The sequence below is a fragment of the Roseivirga echinicomitans genome (assembly GCF_001592935.1).
GTDB classification, from domain to species: domain Bacteria; phylum Bacteroidota; class Bacteroidia; order Cytophagales; family Cyclobacteriaceae; genus Roseivirga; species Roseivirga echinicomitans.
Genome location: NZ_LRDB01000005.1, coordinates 30,728 through 47,787, shown reverse-complemented (window position 1 = coordinate 47,787; position 17,060 = coordinate 30,728). Strand labels below are relative to the sequence as shown.

General features: G+C 39.5%; 15 protein-coding genes and 1 tRNA gene. 4 read left to right on the top strand and 12 right to left on the bottom strand.

The window, feature by feature from the left end; genetic code table 11:
• Positions 1 to 56: 56 nt before the first annotated feature.
• The gene (locus AWN68_RS07215) at positions 57 to 452 is read right to left on the bottom strand and encodes an START-like domain-containing protein (protein WP_068413377.1); all 396 of its coding nucleotides are present in this window, start codon (positions 450 to 452) and stop codon (positions 57 to 59) included.
• A gap of 225 nt (positions 453 to 677) precedes the next feature.
• On the opposite strand from AWN68_RS07215, the gene AWN68_RS07210 reads away from it, so the two are divergent.
• Positions 678 to 751 (top strand) — tRNA-Met (locus AWN68_RS07210).
• A gap of 150 nt (positions 752 to 901) precedes the next feature.
• Here AWN68_RS07210 and rplT read toward each other — a convergent pair.
• The 10 genes from rplT to AWN68_RS07160 all read right to left on the bottom strand — a co-directional run bounded on the left by rplT (position 902) and on the right by AWN68_RS07160 (position 13,409).
• Positions 902 to 1,246 carry a 50S ribosomal protein L20 gene (rplT, locus tag AWN68_RS07205; protein WP_068413375.1) on the bottom strand — a complete coding sequence of 115 codons (345 nt, stop codon included), beginning with the start codon at positions 1,244 to 1,246 and terminating at the stop codon, positions 902 to 904.
• 87 nt (positions 1,247 to 1,333) lie between these two features.
• Complete coding sequence (gene rpmI / locus AWN68_RS07200; RefSeq protein WP_053224448.1) at positions 1,334 to 1,528, bottom strand: 50S ribosomal protein L35; 195 nt, start codon at positions 1,526 to 1,528, stop codon at positions 1,334 to 1,336.
• 27 nt (positions 1,529 to 1,555) lie between these two features.
• Entirely contained in the window at positions 1,556 to 2,101 is a 546-nt protein-coding gene (gene infC / locus AWN68_RS07195; RefSeq protein ID WP_068413372.1) for a translation initiation factor IF-3, read from the bottom strand.
• Positions 2,102 to 2,194: 93 nt separating this feature from the next.
• On the bottom strand, positions 2,195 to 4,150 hold the full coding sequence (gene thrS / locus AWN68_RS07190) for a threonine--tRNA ligase (RefSeq protein ID WP_068413369.1): 1,956 nt from the start codon (positions 4,148 to 4,150) through the stop codon (positions 2,195 to 2,197).
• A gap of 146 nt (positions 4,151 to 4,296) precedes the next feature.
• Positions 4,297 to 6,786: a DUF5686 and carboxypeptidase-like regulatory domain-containing protein gene (locus tag AWN68_RS07185; protein WP_245657980.1), complete on the bottom strand. Its 2,490-nt coding sequence runs from the start codon at positions 6,784 to 6,786 to the stop codon at positions 4,297 to 4,299.
• 76 nt (positions 6,787 to 6,862) lie between these two features.
• A complete protein-coding gene (locus AWN68_RS07180) occupies positions 6,863 to 7,546 on the bottom strand; it encodes a TrmH family RNA methyltransferase (protein ID WP_068413363.1) in 684 nt (227 codons plus the stop codon).
• A gap of 157 nt (positions 7,547 to 7,703) precedes the next feature.
• Entirely contained in the window at positions 7,704 to 10,409 is a 2,706-nt protein-coding gene (locus AWN68_RS07175) for a DNA gyrase/topoisomerase IV subunit A (protein WP_068413422.1), read from the bottom strand.
• Between the two features lie 63 nt (positions 10,410 to 10,472).
• Positions 10,473 to 10,856, bottom strand: a complete 384-nt coding sequence (locus tag AWN68_RS07170) for a GxxExxY protein (protein ID WP_068413359.1) — start codon at positions 10,854 to 10,856, stop codon at positions 10,473 to 10,475.
• A gap of 40 nt (positions 10,857 to 10,896) precedes the next feature.
• Entirely contained in the window at positions 10,897 to 12,765 is a 1,869-nt protein-coding gene (locus AWN68_RS07165) for a DNA topoisomerase IV subunit B (protein WP_068413356.1), read from the bottom strand.
• Between the two features lie 176 nt (positions 12,766 to 12,941).
• Entirely contained in the window at positions 12,942 to 13,409 is a 468-nt protein-coding gene (locus AWN68_RS07160) for a hypothetical protein (protein ID WP_157716120.1), read from the bottom strand.
• A 150-nt stretch (positions 13,410 to 13,559) separates the two neighbouring features.
• Here AWN68_RS07160 and AWN68_RS07155 point away from each other — a divergent pair, with 150 nt between their 5' ends.
• Both AWN68_RS07155 and AWN68_RS07145 read left to right on the top strand, forming a co-directional pair.
• Positions 13,560 to 14,576: a pirin family protein gene (locus tag AWN68_RS07155; RefSeq protein ID WP_221405712.1), complete on the top strand. Its 1,017-nt coding sequence runs from the start codon at positions 13,560 to 13,562 to the stop codon at positions 14,574 to 14,576.
• A 240-nt stretch (positions 14,577 to 14,816) separates the two neighbouring features.
• The gene (locus AWN68_RS07145) at positions 14,817 to 15,734 is read left to right on the top strand and encodes a bile acid:sodium symporter family protein (RefSeq protein ID WP_068413348.1); all 918 of its coding nucleotides are present in this window, start codon (positions 14,817 to 14,819) and stop codon (positions 15,732 to 15,734) included.
• A gap of 43 nt (positions 15,735 to 15,777) precedes the next feature.
• Here the strand turns inward: AWN68_RS07145 and AWN68_RS07140 are convergent, their stop codons facing one another.
• A complete protein-coding gene (locus tag AWN68_RS07140) occupies positions 15,778 to 16,332 on the bottom strand; it encodes a DUF922 domain-containing protein (protein WP_157716119.1) in 555 nt (184 codons plus the stop codon).
• 166 nt (positions 16,333 to 16,498) lie between these two features.
• Between AWN68_RS07140 and AWN68_RS07135 the strand changes: the two genes are divergently transcribed.
• Complete coding sequence (locus AWN68_RS07135; RefSeq protein WP_068413342.1) at positions 16,499 to 17,005, top strand: GNAT family N-acetyltransferase; 507 nt, start codon at positions 16,499 to 16,501, stop codon at positions 17,003 to 17,005.
• Positions 17,006 to 17,060: the final 55 nt, after the last annotated feature.

Genomic DNA, 17,060 nt, shown 5'->3' with positions numbered 1-17,060 from the left:
TCACAAAGATCATGCCTTGCAGGACTAAAAACAAATATCGAAACAACCCTAGTGGATTAACCACCTATAATCTCTTTCAAGTTATGGACAGTATTCTCCCAAAGATCTTGCTGTTCTTCTGGGTCGTCAAGATCGGAATAGTCGGTTATTTGAATAAATACAGACTGGGTCAACTCCCCTATCATTAATCTTATTTCGATATAAGAAGGGTCCTCTTCGTCTTCTTCTGTTTCTGGAACAAATTCGAATTTCACAAAATGGTTCGTTTTTTGAGAAGCCTTGGTAGCCTTATGTTCCTCACCATCCCATAGAAAGCTGTAGACTTTATCTTCATTGATATTCACATCTTCAGCAAACCATTGCGCCAACCCACTTGCAGTACTCAAATACGGAAAAAGTATTTTTTGAGATGCATTCACTTCGAACTCTGTAACAAACTTATTCTTTGACATATTGAAAAACTTATTTCGATAATATAGAACTAATATGGGAATACCACAAACTAAAAAGTCTACAAAGGAAATTAAGCTGGTTGAGCATTAATTGACCTTACTTTTTGATAGTTAAAATACGTGTTTTCAAGGGTTCAAAAACCTTTGAATAAAGTTGTGCAAAATTCTTCAATTCCTATTGCATTTTCTTTACTCTAATTCGTATGTTTGCACTCCAATTTTGAAGGCGAGGTAGCTCAGTTGGTTAGAGCGCAGGATTCATAACCCTGAGGTCACGGGTTCAACTCCCGTCCTCGCTACGAAAAAGCCCAGTTCATTAATGAACTGGGCTTTATTTTTACCCATAGCTCTGAAAAGCCATGCGATCAAATCCCTATTAAAAACTGGCCAATAAAAAACCCCAGCCAAGGCTGGGGTCTTCCACTCTATATATTATTATGGAGCTTTTCTTACTTCACTTTATCCACAACCGCTTTGAACGCTTCTGGGTGATTCATTGCCAAATCGGCTAAAACCTTACGGTTAAGTTCAATGCCTGACTTACCCATAGCTCCCATGAACTGAGAGTATGACATTCCGTGCAATCTTGCACCTGCATTGATTCTTTGAATCCAAAGTTTTCTGAACTCTCTTTTCTTTGCTTTTCTATCTCTGTAGGCGAACTGAAGACCTTTTTCAATTTGGTTCTTCGCTACTGTCCATACATTCTTTTTTCTACCAAAATAGCCCTTGGCCATTTTAAGTATTCTCTTCCTTTTTGCTCTTGACGCTACCGCGTTTACTGATCTTGGCATAATTTTAATTTTTTTGATCTTTGGCGCCTCATTTTACTGAGTTCTTAAAACCAAATATCTGGTGAAACAATAACCTTTAATGGGTCCTTAAATGTTGAGCATTGCTTTAACGTTATTCTCATCCGACTTGTGAACAAGTCCCGTACCGGTAAGATTACGTTTCTGCTTCGTTTCTTTCTTGGTTAGGATGTGGCTTTTGAAAGCGTGCTTTCTTTTAATCTTGCCTGATCCTGTCAATTTGAAACGCTTTTTAGCTCCTGATTTAGTTTTTGCTTTAGGCATTTTAAATTTATTTAATAAATATTGGTTCTACTTTTTTATCGCCTTAGGGGTAAGGTAAAGAAACATTCTTTTCCCCTCCAACTTAGGCATTTGCTCCACCTTAGCATATTCTTCTAAAGCTTGGGCAAACTTCAATAATAAAATCTCTCCTCTTTCTTTATACACAATAGTTCTTCCTCTAAAGTGAACGTAGGCTTTAACCTTCGAACCGTCTTTCAAGAAACCTATTGCATGATTAAGCTTAAAGTTGAAATCGTGATCATCCGTGTTCGGACCGAATCTGATTTCCTTAATCACAGTTTTTGAAGCTTTGGCTTTTATTTCCTTTTGCTTCTTCTTCTGATCGTACTTAAACTTAGAGTAGTCAACAATCTTACAAACAGGCGGATCTGCCTTGGGAGAAATCTCTACCAGATCAAGTCCTTGATCCCTAGCCATTTGAAGCGCTTTATCTATATCATAGACGTCTACTTCAACGTTCTCGCCAACGACCCGCACCTTAGATGCAAGAATCTTAAGATTGACTTTGTATGGCTCTTCTACCCTGCCTCTCGGGGGGTATTTTCTCCTCATTTTTGCGATGTTAACCTCCTTCTTTTGTTAAAATGACTGCAAATATCGGTATAATTTTCTAATTATCAATACTCCGATATCAAGCAGATAAAATTATTGAATATTTAGGGATTTGGCTTTCTCTTTAGCAAAAAAATCAACAAACGATTCTATGCTCATAGTACCTACATCTCCTTGGCCGTGTCTTCTAACAGCCACTTCATTATTATCTCTTTCCTTTTCGCCAACGATTAGCATCAAAGGTATCTTTTTCACTTCAGCATCACGGATTTTTCTTCCAATCTTTTCATCTCGGTGATCTACAAAACCTGTGATATCTTCAGCCTGAAGCATTTTATACAATTCCTGAGCGTAATCAGCATATTTTTCAGAGATTGGCAGAATTGCTACTTGATCTGGCGTTAACCAAAGTGGGAATTCTCCAGCACAATGCTCAATCAATACCGCTACAAATCTTTCTAAAGAACCAAAAGGCGCCCTGTGAATCATCACTGGCCTGTGCTTTTGGTTGTCAGCACCTGTATACTCTAGTTCGAAACGCTCAGGAAGGTTATAATCTACCTGAATTGTTCCCAATTGCCACTTTCTACCCAAAGCATCTTTCACCATGAAATCAAGCTTAGGACCATAAAATGCCGCTTCACCCAATTCCGTTACAGTGGTCAGGTTTTTCTCTGCTGCAGCTTCAATAATGGCCGACTCTGCTTTATGCCAAGCCTCATCGGTTCCAATATATTTCTGCTTATTCTCAGGGTCTCTTAATGAAATTTGAGCCGTAAAGTTTTCAAAACCGAGTGATTCAAAAACATAAAGCACCAAATCAATCACCTTAATAAACTCTTCTTTTACCTGATCTTCGGTACAGAAAATATGGGCATCGTCTTGCGTAAAACCTCTTACACGGGTCAAACCATGCAACTCACCACTTTGTTCATAACGATACACTGTTCCGAATTCGGCCAAGCGTACTGGAAGCTCTTTGTATGAGCGTGGTTTTGATTTATATATCTCACAATGGTGAGGACAGTTCATTGGTTTTAACAAGAACTCCTCTCCTTCATTAGGCGTTTTTATGGCTTGGAATGAATCCGCCCCGTATTTCTCGTAGTGACCAGAAGTCACATATAGATTTTTATGGCCAATATGAGGAGTAATTACAGGGTCGTAACCCGCTTTTACCTGAGCCTTACGCATAAAAGTTTCTAACCTTTCGCGAAGCTTAGCTCCTTTTGGCAACCAAAGCGGCAGCCCCATTCCTACTTTTTGCGAAAAAGTAAATAACTCCAATTCCTGACCAAGCTTTCTATGGTCACGTTTTTTCGCTTCCTCCAACATGTGAAGGTATTCCGTTAATTCCTTTTGCTTAGGAAAGGTAATTCCATAAAGACGAGTAAGCTGTTTGTTATTCTCATCACCTCTCCAATAAGCTCCGGCAATGCTCAATACTTTGGCGGCCTTAATAAAGCCGGTATTGGGGATGTGTGGCCCACGACATAAATCAGTGAAGTTTCCTTGCTGATAAAATGTAATAGAACCGTCTTCTAAACCTTCTAAAAGGTCTAGTTTATACTCATCATCTTTCTCCTTAAAGTAAGCTATGGCATCTGTCTTACTTACTTCTGATCTTTTGTATTCGTTCTTTTGACGGGCCAACTCTAACATTTTGGCCTCAATTTTTTCTAAATGAGAATGGTCGAACTCTTGATTTTCACCAAAATCAACATCGTAATAAAAACCATGCTCAATTGATGGCCCGATTCCGAACTTCGTACCTGGATAAAGCGCTTCAAGCGCTTCTGCCATTAAGTGAGCAGACGAATGCCAAAAAGTAGCCTTTCCTTCATCATTGGTCCAGGTCAATAGCTTAAGAGCCGCATCGGCTTCTATAGGTCTATTGGCATCTCTTAGTTCACCGTTTACTTCGGCCGCCAATACATTTCTGGCTAGGCCTTCACTAATGCTCAAGGCAACGTCCATTGCTGAACTTCCTTTTGCAAATTCTTTTACTGTTCCGTCTGGAAGGGTGATTTTTATACTTTCTGCACTCATAATTTATTTCACCAAATGCTACAAACCATTTGGATTTGATTCATGATTCTTTCGAATCGCAAATATGCAATATTATTTAGGTTAATCCTTTGTGAAAAGCGGCAAATCTTAATCAATTCTCAGTATAAGAGCCTGAAAGGTTCTGTTTAAAGCGAAAGGTTAAAACTCACCTTTAGTTGTCTTTTCTTTATGTCTGGATTATCGAGGTAAGTGAGTCGCTGGAAAAAATCAACTCTAAAGAATTTAAAGATATTTTCGACTCCAAACCCCACCTCTGAATACGGTTTATTCGGATCGAGGCTTAAGAAATCCACAGTAGGTTGTGCTGCCAAGGTGCTCTCACTGATGTCACCATAAAGCACATTTCCACTGGCCACCAATCTCCATTTTAACTTTTTCAAGAGCGGAATTCTGTTCAGAATAAAACCTTCGAAGAAATGCTGATAGCGCATCGATACATACTGCTGACTCACAAACTCGTAGAAATTCATTGTATTGAATGCAAAACTGGCATAAACAGGTTGTTCGTTACCAATATGAGCTGTTAACAAAGGATAAGGCACATCGTCAAAAACACGGCTGGCGGTAATCTGATAATGTGAAATTCCCCATAAACCCATTTTCAATCGCTGAGATATTCCAAAGTCAATTTTATTGTAATCAAAATCTCCACCCAAAGGCCCTTTAAAACCATGGGTATATCCCAAAATAAATGTTGGCCAACGCAAAGTCCCTAAACTGATTCTGCTATTATCATTAATGATAAAGGTCTCGTCTTTGGCATACTTCAACTTTAATGTAGCCTCAGTTGTTGTGAATTCGGTACCTGTTGGGGAGTTAATATCACTTGGTTCTGTGTAATAACTAAAACCGTCATATAGTGGGGTGAAGTCTTGATTCTTTAACCTTAAACTGAATGAAAACGGTTTGGATAATTGACTGGTCAGATCTACCTGAATGCTTTCGTAGGCAAAAGGACGGATAAGATTCCCTAATTGGCTCAAGGCCACAAAGGCATTTGCATTGTCAAAATCAGTAATTCCATCAGATTGTAAACCCAATTGGTCTATATCATTTCTATAGTTGGCCGAAATAGTTGTCCATTTCTTTCTCGAAATAAAGTGAGTAGCTCCCAAGCCGTATTTGAAATTCCTGTCTTTAAAACCGTAAGCTAAATAGCCATTAAACTGCCATTTCAGACTAAAGTGTTCATTGGTTCTTCCACCAATTCGGGTTCTAAACCCTTCAACATCGTTTGAGGAAATTAACACAGGCCAAGGCCCTAAATCCAGCTGTCCAACTTCTACATAGCCTCTAGCAAATGTTTTGAGCAACTCTGTCCATGTTTTGACTATTGGAATTTCCTTCAAAGAGTCAATCATTGCAATTACACTAATCTCTGTTGTTGTGAGCGAGTCATGTCGATTTTCAACCCAAAACTGATCATCATAAACCTGAGCATCTTCTTCCAATTCGATTGTCCGTTCAAAGAACTTATTTGGTTTAGGCGCTGTCAGTGTAAGGTTTTTATTGGAAGAGTAGAACTTGGCTAAAAAGCCAGCAGATTTCTTTGTAATTTCTGATACATCGATTAAAATTCTTGATTTTACAGGTAGCCATGCCCCACCTTCCATGCGCTCAAGTTCTTGCTGTATTTTAATTTTCTCTATAAAATTCAGGTTAGCGTTGGGCTGCATAGTGGCATCCATTCGCTTAAGGCCAAAATCCTCCTTGGCAATCCACATAGTACCTACGAAGGCCAATTCCTGATTGTTCTTTGGTTTAAAATCTAGCACATAACAAAATTCGCCATCTACATCCACACTATCCATTAGCTCATAATTGTATACCAAACGCCACCCATCCCCTATAGGAGAAGCAAACTCCTTTTCTACTATGTTCATCCTATTTTGATAGAAATTATACTCCTGAAACGAAGAGCCAATCACTTGAGAAATAAGCGAACCATCTTCAATTCCAATTCCAGTGATTTTGGTTTTAATGATTTGCTCTTTCTGAAGCCTTGGGTTAGACCTGAAATAAAATTTTGATAGGGATTCTGAAATGAAAAGTGGAAGAATAGGCTTACCGTCTTCTCCTGCTATTATATCAATACTATCCAGTACAGAAGTCACTTTTTGCATGTACTTCTTCTTCCGGAATTCTTCGGTAATATTATCTATATCAATTTCTATCTTGTTGTAAGAATCGTATTCGTAAGCATCAAGTCTCCGTTTGTCGTTCTTATTTTTGTTATCAATCACACTACGCATAATTGCGAAAGCTGGGTTTTCAGCCCTATCGGATAACACCACAAAGTCAGCCAAACTAGTAGCCTTAGGCTGCAATTGAACATTGATTACTTGTGTAATTCCCTTCTCGTAGAATTTCTTTCGGGTTTCGTATCCCACATAGGAAAAAAGTACCGTATCTGATTCCGCCTGCCCTTTCAGCTCATAGTTACCATCAAAGTCGGTGGCAATCCCCACCATACTACCCTGAATTACCACAGTAGCAAATGGCACAGGATCACCAGATTCGGCATCCGTTACTTTACCTCTAATTATGGTTTGCTGCGCGAATACCAAACTTGTGGCAAATAGAAGCACCAGTGTAAAAATGTGTTTTGATTTCAAACTCTTGTTTTCTGAGGTTATGAGTGCTAAACGATAATCATTCTAAAAAGTATACTGACCTATTCATATTCCGTTGTCAACCTTTATTCTGAATAGATTGTTCCTTCATATAGTTTTTAATATGAAGATCTGATCTTTTCACTATCCGTTGGTACCACTCGAATTTAAGGTCGTTCTTTTCTTGTTCTGTCAATCGCCATTCTACATCGCTTTGACGAAGTCTTCTTACTAAATCTTGTAAAACCATAGCCGCGCTTACAGACATGTTAAATGATTCGGTGAAGCCATACATTGGGATATGAACCAATTCGTCTACTTCGTTTTTAGTGTTGTCAGAAATCCCCTCCAATTCAGTTCCAAAAATGATGGCTGTTTTTTCAGTTATATCTAACTCATGTATAGATGTAGAATTCTGATCTGGGGTTGTACCGACTAGTCGATATTTTTTTTCTCTTAAATCATTCAAGCAGTGCGAGCTACTTTGTTCTCCCCTATCGTATTTATGTAATGTGACCCAATTGGATGCACCTCGGACAATATTTGGATTAATGTGGTAGTCATGCAGCTTTTGGCTGATATGTAAATCTTGTACCCCAAAGCAATCGCATGTCCTGAGTACCGCACTGGCGTTATGAGAATGATATACATCCTCTAATACCACTGTTAAATGCCTCGTTCGTTCCGAAAGCACCTTATTGATAAGGTTAACCTTATTGTCGGTTACGAATTCTTCAAGAATTTTTATGAGTTCTGCCTGCAAAGCTCTTTTTGAATTAGGACGCAAAAGTAATTAAAAACAAAAGCTACCAGCCTTTACTGGTAGCTTTTAATTCGAACAAACAATATCCTTCAACCTTTGGCCTTATTAGACATGGCCTCAGGTAAGAAACAGTTGTTCAATACATTACCCTTATTCTTTAGAACAAGTCTATGGTTTCCCCTACATTAAAACCGCCCCCCTCTTTACCTTTAGGTTTATCATCCTTAGTCTCTTCGGGCTTTGGCGGTGTTGGCTTTGGAGTTTCAGTTTTCATCTCTTTTTGTTCTTCTGACTTTGGAGCAGCACTTTCCTCAGGAGTCTCTATTGGTGCTTTAACTTCTGCCTTGTCTGGTTTCGACTTATCCTTACTATTCAGCAAAGTCACCTTTTTCACTGAATGCTGAGAAATTTTATTTCCCATGGCCTTCCAGCCTTTAACATCGATAACCATATCGAGATCAACCGTCATAGTTTGACGCTCCTTAGATCCTTTGGTTGTATATGCTACTTCAACCTGTGGTTGAGGCACAGTGGTAACCAACATGAGTTTCGCTCCTTTGTCTTCACTGATAAAGCCAAACTTCTTGTCCATGGTGCTGGTCTCAATTTGGAACCTTTTCACCAATGAATACTGTGAGTCTGGATCGTAATGTATGGCAGAAATAATGCCTTTTGGATCAAGCTTCTCAATCAGCATGATTTTACCTGCTTCATAACGATTGGTCAACTCGAAAGAGCTCAATTCATATTCGCCAGAATCGTAAATCACCAAAATCTTATCTTCGCTTTGGAAGTTACCTAAGTATACACCGCGCTCATCACGATTAATTCTTCCGATTGAATCGTCATACCAAATATCTACACCGCCCAAAGTAGATTTACCTTCCATCTTGAGCTGAATTTTACGCACAGGATACCTGGTAGCGATATTTCCTCCTGCGCCTCTTCCCTTAATCTCCACTTCCGCAAAGTCAAAATCGAATACTTTTACCCTGGCTTTGCAACCTGAGGTTAAATAAATGGTCACCAATTCAGCTTCCCCATTCGGGTTGGCAGTGAAATAGATCACTTTAGAGCCACGTTCACCTTTGGTAAGGTCATATTCCTTGTCGCGGGTGACGCCTAAAACCTGAAAACGCTTGACCATGCTGCGGCCAGTTTTCCCATCCAGATAAATCATATTGTACACCATGCGTTCGTCATTCTTATTGAAGACGCCCACATGGAGAATATCTTTCCCCACAAAAATCTTATCCGAAATTCGAACCACTTGGAATTTTCCATCCTTGCGGAATACGATGACATCATCAATATCTGAGCAATCGCAAACAAACTCATCCTTCTTCATGCCGTAACCAATAAATCCTTCTTCTCGGTTAACATAAAGTTTGGCATTGTTGGCCGCCACTACAGTGGCCGCAATACTCTCAAAAGACTTAATTTCTGTTTTACGTTCTCTTCCTTTTCCAAATCTTTCAAGTAGCTTCTCGTGATAAGAAATGGCATATTCTACTAAGTTGGCCAAATTGTGTTCAACCTCTGCCAATTCATCTTGAAGACGTTTCATCAATTCATCCGCTTTGAAAGCATCGAATCGAGAAATTCTCTTGATCTTAATTTCAGTTAACCTTACAATGTCTTCTTCAGTAATCTCACGATAGAACTCTGGTTTAAATGGATCTAAACCCCTATCGATTGTAGCAATTACATCCTCCCACGTTTCACATTCTTCTATATCGCGATAGATTCTATTTTCAATGAAAATCTTCTCTAAAGAAGAGAAAAGAAGCTTTTCGAGCAGTTCACTTTTCCTGATTTCAAGTTCGCGCTTTAATAAATCTACGGTTTGGCTCGTACAGGTTTGAAGTACTTGCGTTACCCCAATAAAATGCGGTTTGTCTTGAATAATTACGCAGCAATTGGGAGAAATACTGACTTCGCAATCGGTAAAAGCGTAAAGTGCATCAATGGTAATATTTGGCGACTGACCTGGGGCCAATTCGATGTAAATTTCTACATCTTCGGCAGTGTTGTCCACCACCTTTTTAATCTTGATTTTCCCTTTATCGTTGGCTTTGATAATTGAGTCAATCACGCTTGTCGTGGTCGTTCCGAAAGGGATATCCTTGATGATTAGGCTCTTTTTGTCTTCTTCATGAATTTTGGCGCGAACCTTAATTTTGCCGCCTCTTAAACCGTCATTGTACTCTGAAAAATCAGCCATACCACCGGTAGGGAAATCAGGATAGAGCTTTACGCTTTTACCTTGCAATACCTTAATAGTCGCTTGAATCAGCTCAATAAAGTTGTGCGGCAGGATTTTGGTTGAAAGGCCTACTGCGATTCCTTCTACCCCTTGGGCAAGTAGCATCGGAAACTTAACAGGCAATGTAACCGGTTCCTTTTTACGACCGTCATAAGAAAGTTGCCAATTGGTGGTTTGAGGATTGAAAACTACCTCTAAGGCAAATTTTGAGAGCCTGGCCTCAATATACCTGGCCGCGGCTGCACTATCTCCTGTACGGATATCACCCCAGTTTCCTTGAGTTTCAATTAGTAAATCCTTCTGACCTATATTTACAATAGCATCACCAATAGAAGCATCACCATGCGGGTGATACTGCATGGTTTGTCCGATTACGTTGGCCACTTTATTGAAACGGCCATCGTCCATTTCCTTCATTGCATGGAGAATCCTGCGTTGCACAGGCTTATAACCATCCTCAATAGCCGGAACAGCTCTTTCTAAAATTACATACGAAGCATAATCGAGAAACCAGTCTTCGTACATACCAGAAACTGGCCTTACTTCCTGTAGCCCTCTATCCTCTCCGTTGTTCAATTCTTCAGTATCCTCAGTCATATTCATCTTTGATCAGAATTATTCAGAATCTGAGAATTCTCAAGATTCGTAGCTACCCAAAAGCTATTTCTGATCTTGGTATTTTGGGTTAAACAATAATTTGTATTCAAGGCTCTTACCGCCAAAGTTTATCAGTAGTCCTTTAGGAAAATCATAAGCCACAGTGTAATTCTTTGCTTGTGCCAAATGAGCATCTTCTAGTCTCACCAAAGCTTTCAGTTCAACCACCACTTGGTCCTCCACAATAAAATCTGCTCTGCGAAGCCCCACTTCAATTCCATCATAAAAAACTACCTGCTCTTGTTCTCTTTTATAGCCAATACCTGCCCTTTCCAATTCAATGGCCAAACATCGTTGATAAATGACTTCTTGAAAGCCAGGACCTAAAGTGTTATGAACTTTCATAGCGCAACCGATAACTGCATATGTAAGCTCATCCTTCTCCATTCAGCCATTTTATAATTCTGTTAATCCTGATCTAGACATATTATCCTGTCGTTTCGGCAACCAAGTCTTTTTCTACTTTTAGTCGGTCAATGATGAAGTTTTGGCGGTCTGGTGTGTTTTTTCCCATGTAGAATTTCAGTAATTCTTCAATACTGGTATCTTTTCTCAGAATGATAGGCTCTAAACGCATTTGAGCATTGATAAAGCCTTTGAATTCTTCTGGGGAAATTTCACCCAAACCTTTGAATCGTGTAATCTCAGGTTTGTTGCCAAGTTTGGCCACAGCCGTTTGCTTTTCTTCCTCGCTATAGCAATAGATCGTTTCTTTTTTATTTCGAACCCTAAACAATGGCGTTTCAAGAATATAGACATGGCCTCTTCTTACCAGATCAGGGAAAAATTGAAGGAAGTAAGTCAAGAGGAGTAGACGAATGTGCATTCCGTCTACATCGGCATCCGTAGCAATTACGATTTTGTCGTAGCGCAAGCCTTCCAATCCATCTTCAATATTTAGGGCATGCTGAAGCAGGTTAAACTCTTCGTTTTCATACACCACCTTTTTAGAATAACCATAGCAGTTCAAAGGCTTCCCTCTCAAACTAAAAACAGCCTGGGTTTGTACATTTCTCGATTTAGTAATCGAACCACTGGCAGAGTCTCCTTCGGTAATAAAAAGCGTTGAGGCATTTCTCAAGTCATCATCACCTTTTTTGTCGTCTAAATGAATACGGCAGTCTCTTAATTTCTTATTGTGAAGATTGGCTTTCTTCGCCCTTTCGTTGGCCAATTTCTTAATACCCGCAATCTCTTTTCTTTCACGTTCCGACTGAAGGATTCGTTTTAAAAGTAGATTGGCAGTTTCTGAATCCTTATGTAAGTAATCATCAAGTGCCTTTTTAACAAAGTCGTTTACGAAGGTTCGCATGGTTGGCCCATCAGGCGCTACATTTTGCGAACCCAGTTTAGTTTTCGTTTGAGATTCGAAAACTGGCTCTTGTACCCTTACGGCAATGGCTCCCACAATCGAAGCACGAACATCAGTGGCTTCAAAATTCTTATTGTAGAACTCTCTAATCGTTTTCACAACAGCTTCTCTAAATGCAGCTTGATGCGTTCCGCCTTGAGTGGTGTACTGCCCATTCACAAACGAATAGTAATCCTCACCATACTGATTACTGTGCGACATGGCAATTTCAATATCCTCGCCCTTTAAGTGAATGATTGGGTACCTTAAAGTATCTGCATTGGTTTTCCTAAGCAAAAGGTCATAAAGACCTTTTTCAGAATGATATTTTGTTCCATTGAAATTAATGGTGAGACCTGCATTCAGGAAACTGTAGTTCCACATCAGGTCGTCAAGATATTCGGGAATGAAATGGTAATTCTTGAAAATGGTATCATCGGGTCTGAAAACAATAAGCGTTCCGTTACGGCCACTGCTGGCCGCTTCTGCTTCATCATTTCTGATTTCACCCCTTTCAAATTCAGCTACTTTGGTTCGGCCTTCGCGGTAAGACTGCACCTTAAAAAAGCTAGAAAGTGCGTTCACCGCCTTGGTACCTACTCCGTTTAGTCCTACAGACTTTTGGAAAGCTCCGCTGTCGTATTTACCTCCTGTGTTAATCTTAGAAACGCAATCGACCACTTTACCCAAAGGAATTCCACGACCGTAATCGCGAACTTCTACCTTAAGTTCAGAGACTTTCACATCGATGGTCTTACCAAAGCCCATCATGTGTTCGTCAATACTGTTGTCCATTACTTCCTTTACGAGGACGTAAATACCATCGTCTTGGGCCGTACCGTCACCCAATTTACCGATGTACATTCCTGGTCTAAGTCTGATATGTTCTTTCCAATCGAGGGACCGAATACTATCCTCGGTGTAGTTTGCTACTTCATTCGCCATTCAAAAACTCCAATAAGATTCAAGTAGAAATTTCGTGCTGTTCCGCACAAATTAAGGCGGAAGTTAAAATATAAAAACTAAAAAGTCACTATTGACTTTTCCCAATAAAAACCTTAAAAAGGCTTAACAAATTGAAAGTCAATGAAAGAGAGAAATACGACTGTTAGTTTTTTGTTTTAGGCCCTGCGTACCGAAAGTATTTTCACTAGGTAGAAAAACCAAAAGATCAATAAAACTGGTCCGATATAAATATAAACACTCAAGACATCGAGCTTCAATTCATTCATATTCATATAACCGATGAAGAATACGATAGTGGTAAACATGATATTCAGAATTCCAGCAAAACCCTTTACCCAAGTAATCACATCTGACTTTAATCCCTTATTTCGAATCCCAGCCCCTTCTTCAGAAGACTTGATTTTCTTGAGTACTTTAAGAAAGGACACACAAATGATGTTGGCTACTAAAAAGATAATTACACTGGCGAAAAAGAAAGTATTCTTATCCACAATCTCCATCGCGGTACCGTCACCATCGAACTTATAAGATACTTGCCCCGCCAAAGACGCATAAGCCCAGATAAGGGCGGCCAAAAAAGTGAGATAACTTAACGTTCTTATAAACCCAACTAACTTGTCCATTCGATTATAATTTGGCGCGAAGATAACAATTGTAATCATTTAAGACATGGATATCAATGTATATTGACTCCATTCACCTCGAATTTAATTTCAAAAACGAAAAAAGGAAACCATCCGAATTATTTATATGTTGGTACATTCAAATATAAAATTATGAACAATTCAATTTTATCAATACAGCCCCTTTCTTTTCCATGGCAAACGAGTGATCCATTTCTCTTTTGTGCCTTTCACCATGACAATTACCCTAAAGGGAACGGTCAAATGGGCCCCACAGCTTCGCTTTCGGGCCGAAACTTAGGTTCTGACTTTGCAGGGAAAGACGGTTGGAGTATGTACCACGGACAAACCGTACCAGGTTTTCCTGCACACCCGCATCGTGGGTTTGAAACTGTTACCATTGCAGAAAAAGGCTTGGTAGACCATTCCGATTCGTTAGGTGCCGCAGGTAGATTCGGCAATGGTGATGTGCAATGGATGACGGCTGGCAAAGGCGTTCAGCATGCTGAAATGTTTCCATTGCTCAATGAAGCTGAGGACAATCCTTTAGTGCTTTTTCAAATATGGTTGAACTTACCCAAAGCCAATAAAATGGTTAAACCGCATTTCGCTATGCTTTGGCATGAAGATATTCCTGTTTTCACGCATACAGATGAGCAAGGAAACCGAACAAAAGTAAATGTCATCAATGGTAAGGTTGGAGATTCTACGTCCCCCGCTCCTGCTCCAGATTCTTGGGCAGCCAATCCCGAAAACGAAGTTGCTATTTGGACAATGGTATTGTCACCAAATGCGGAATGGCAATTACCGACTGCTTCGGCAGGAGTAAATAGGAGTTTGTATTTCTATGCTGGTGAGGACATGGAAATAGACGGAAGCACCGTGAAAAAAGGAAATGTGATTAAAGTGGACGCCACTAAAGCAACAACACTTAAAAATGGCAGCGGAGAATCGAAGTTATTAATGTTGCAAGGGAAACCGATTGGTGAACTTGTGGCACAATACGGCCCGTTTGTAATGAATGATAATGCGGAAATTCAGCAGGCCATGAATGAATACCAAAACACTCAGTTTGGTGGCTGGCCTTGGCCTAAACACGACCATACCCATGAAAAAAGTAGAGGGCGCTTTGCCTTGCACGCAGATGGTAGAGAGGAAGTAAAGTAGAGAAAGAGGTTTTCTTTAAACCTCCCAATCTTTTTTATGGTTGCTTACTTTTTTGTTAGGCAAAAGTTTTGGTGCTAGAATAGCAAATACAAAAAGGAGCAATACGAAACCGTAGATCAACATATCATTTAAATTTGATGCGAAATTGGCGAATTCTTCTTTATAAGTAAAGTAGAAACCAAGATTATTAAGCACAAAAGTCAAATTTGTTATGATCGGGTTCTTCTTTAGATTTGACGAATGTCTACACTCGAACAAGTCAGGATCAATTTCACCAGTGATAGCGTTGGTTTGCTTAATTTTTGTCTGGGGTTTATCATGTTTGGCGTTGCCCTTAATCTTAAAAAGGACAATTTCATCAGCCTGATCAACAACAAGAAAGCCGTTTTCACTGGCCTAACCAGCCAGTTTCTTCTGCTCCCAGCTTTTACATTTTTACTGATTTTTCTGATAAAACCTCATCCGGGCTTAGCTCTAGGAATGATCTTAGTAGCAGCCTGCCCTGGCGGAAATGTCTCTAATTTCTATTCTATGGTGGGCAAAGGGAATGTGGCACTTTCGGTTACGCTCACGGCAATCGCTACGGTAGTTGCTGCCTTTGCCACTCCTTTCAACTTTAGTTTTTGGGGCAGCTTATCGCCAGAAACGTCAGAAATAATTCAAAGCATTGGATTGAGTTTTACCGACATGTTTAAAACGGTTTTTCTGATTTTGGTATTCCCCCTACTCTTAGGATTAGTAGTGAGTAGTAAAATACCAAAATTCGCCAGTATAATAGAAAAGCCTATCAAGGTGATTTCTTTCCTTATTCTAATCGCTTTTATCGTGGTGGCCACAATCGATAATCTGGATGTCTTTAAAAACTACATTCATTATGTGGTGGCATTGGTATTGCTACATAATCTAATGGCCTTGGCGCTTGGTTATTTCACAGGTAAACTCTTCAAAAATAACGAACAGGATTGCAGAACGATTTCTATTGAGACTGGAATTCAAAATGGAGGCCTTGCACTTGTACTCATCTTTAATTTCTTTGACGGAAATGGACCGATGGCCCTTATTGCGGCATGGTGGGGTGTTTGGGATATCTTCTCTGGTTATATTATCGCCTCGCTTTTCGCCTATCGTTCAAAGTGGTCTGTAGTGAAAATAGTATAAAATAAAAATTAAACATATTTACATAATTTAATATGTTATTATCTTAATTAGAATGAAGCTCTTTTAGCCCCATCTCTACTTCTTTCTTCCATCTTGCTTGTTCGGGTCTACTCTTCCCATGGTCGCTTTCTCGATCATACCTTCTTGAGTAGACATTAAATTCAGCCAAAACACGCTTTATCTCTTCTCTATACACAGCGGCCTTCCTCTCCTTTTTCTTCTGAAGTTTGATAATTTCTTGCTCTATTTTTCTTCTGTACAATTCAGCAATATCAAAATGCAACTGCTCATGCCCTAGTAAATCCAAACTCGTGGTGTCCGATGTCCATGAATTGGGCCTTCTAAAAAGCACTTTGATCTCAAACTCTGGTAACCCGTTTCTTAAGTACCCTTTTACGGAATGCTTGACCATGGTCAAAGCCATACTCCCCTTTAGCCTGATGCGTCTGTAGGTGTAGTCTTTCCATTCCAATGGCCGCGACTCACTCCATTCAATCATGGTCTCGGCTTCAATTGATTCCCCCATCTGCCCAAAGGTGGGTGTTGCAAATGCAATCAAGCAAATCATCCAACACAACTTCGACAGGTTCTTATTCATATCGAAAACTACTTTAACCATTTAACATCTCCAATTCATTAACGGACGTTCAATGGTATTTTAAATTTTAACAGGTTTGAAAAGAGAACAAAGAATAGCTAAAGAGACATTTCAACAATCATTTTTAGAAATATATCCGTTATCTTAAAACGACATTGCTGCAACCATGATTGTTTTAGAAACCGAACGCTTACGCTTAGAAAAAAGCACCCTTGATGACCAAGTATTCATTTTCACATTGCTGAACAGCCCCAATTGGATTGAGTTTATTGGCGATCGTGGGATTGAGTCTCTTACGGATGCTGAAAACTACATTAAGAATGCATTGATAAAAAGTTACAATGACCATGGTTTTGGACTATACAAAGTTGTGCTTAAGGTCGACAACTCTCCTATTGGTCTTTGTGGCTTTTTACAGCGTGATTATCTAGATCATCCTGATATTGGCTATGCTATTTTGCCAAAATTTGAAGGCTATGGATATATTTCTGAAGCAGCCAAAGCTATGCTTCATTATGGAAATACTCAACTGGGCTTTAACACCATTTTAGCCATTACAGGCTCTAAAAACAGCACTTCTCAACATTTGTTACAGAAAATCGGACTGGAAAGACAGTACCATGAAAAGTACACGAAAGAAAGTGACGAACTCTTATATAGTATTGATTACTGATGAATTATAAAAACCTATTCTTATCCTTTACTTTAATAATCATCCTATGTGGCTG

Bases quoted from the DNA above. Each gene is read 5' to 3' on its own strand.
- AWN68_RS07175 (WP_068413422.1), bottom strand. From the start codon at position 10,409: ATGACTGAGGATACTGAAGAATTGAACAACGGAGAGGATAGAGGGCTA.
- AWN68_RS07215 (WP_068413377.1), bottom strand. From the start codon at position 452: ATGTCAAAGAATAAGTTTGTTACAGAGTTCGAAGTGAATGCATCTCAA.
- thrS (WP_068413369.1), bottom strand. From the start codon at position 4,150: ATGAGTGCAGAAAGTATAAAAATCACCCTTCCAGACGGAACAGTAAAA.
- AWN68_RS07170 (WP_068413359.1), bottom strand. From the start codon at position 10,856: ATGGAGAAGGATGAGCTTACATATGCAGTTATCGGTTGCGCTATGAAA.
- rpmI (WP_053224448.1), bottom strand. From the start codon at position 1,528: ATGCCTAAAGCAAAAACTAAATCAGGAGCTAAAAAGCGTTTCAAATTG.
- infC (WP_068413372.1), bottom strand. From the start codon at position 2,101: ATGAGGAGAAAATACCCCCCGAGAGGCAGGGTAGAAGAGCCATACAAA.
- AWN68_RS07165 (WP_068413356.1), bottom strand. From the start codon at position 12,765: ATGGCGAATGAAGTAGCAAACTACACCGAGGATAGTATTCGGTCCCTC.
- AWN68_RS07135 (WP_068413342.1), top strand. From the start codon at position 16,499: ATGATTGTTTTAGAAACCGAACGCTTACGCTTAGAAAAAAGCACCCTT.
- AWN68_RS07160 (WP_157716120.1), bottom strand. From the start codon at position 13,409: ATGGACAAGTTAGTTGGGTTTATAAGAACGTTAAGTTATCTCACTTTT.
- rplT (WP_068413375.1), bottom strand. From the start codon at position 1,246: ATGCCAAGATCAGTAAACGCGGTAGCGTCAAGAGCAAAAAGGAAGAGA.
- AWN68_RS07145 (WP_068413348.1), top strand. From the start codon at position 14,817: ATGTCTACACTCGAACAAGTCAGGATCAATTTCACCAGTGATAGCGTT.
- AWN68_RS07140 (WP_157716119.1), bottom strand. From the start codon at position 16,332: ATGAATAAGAACCTGTCGAAGTTGTGTTGGATGATTTGCTTGATTGCA.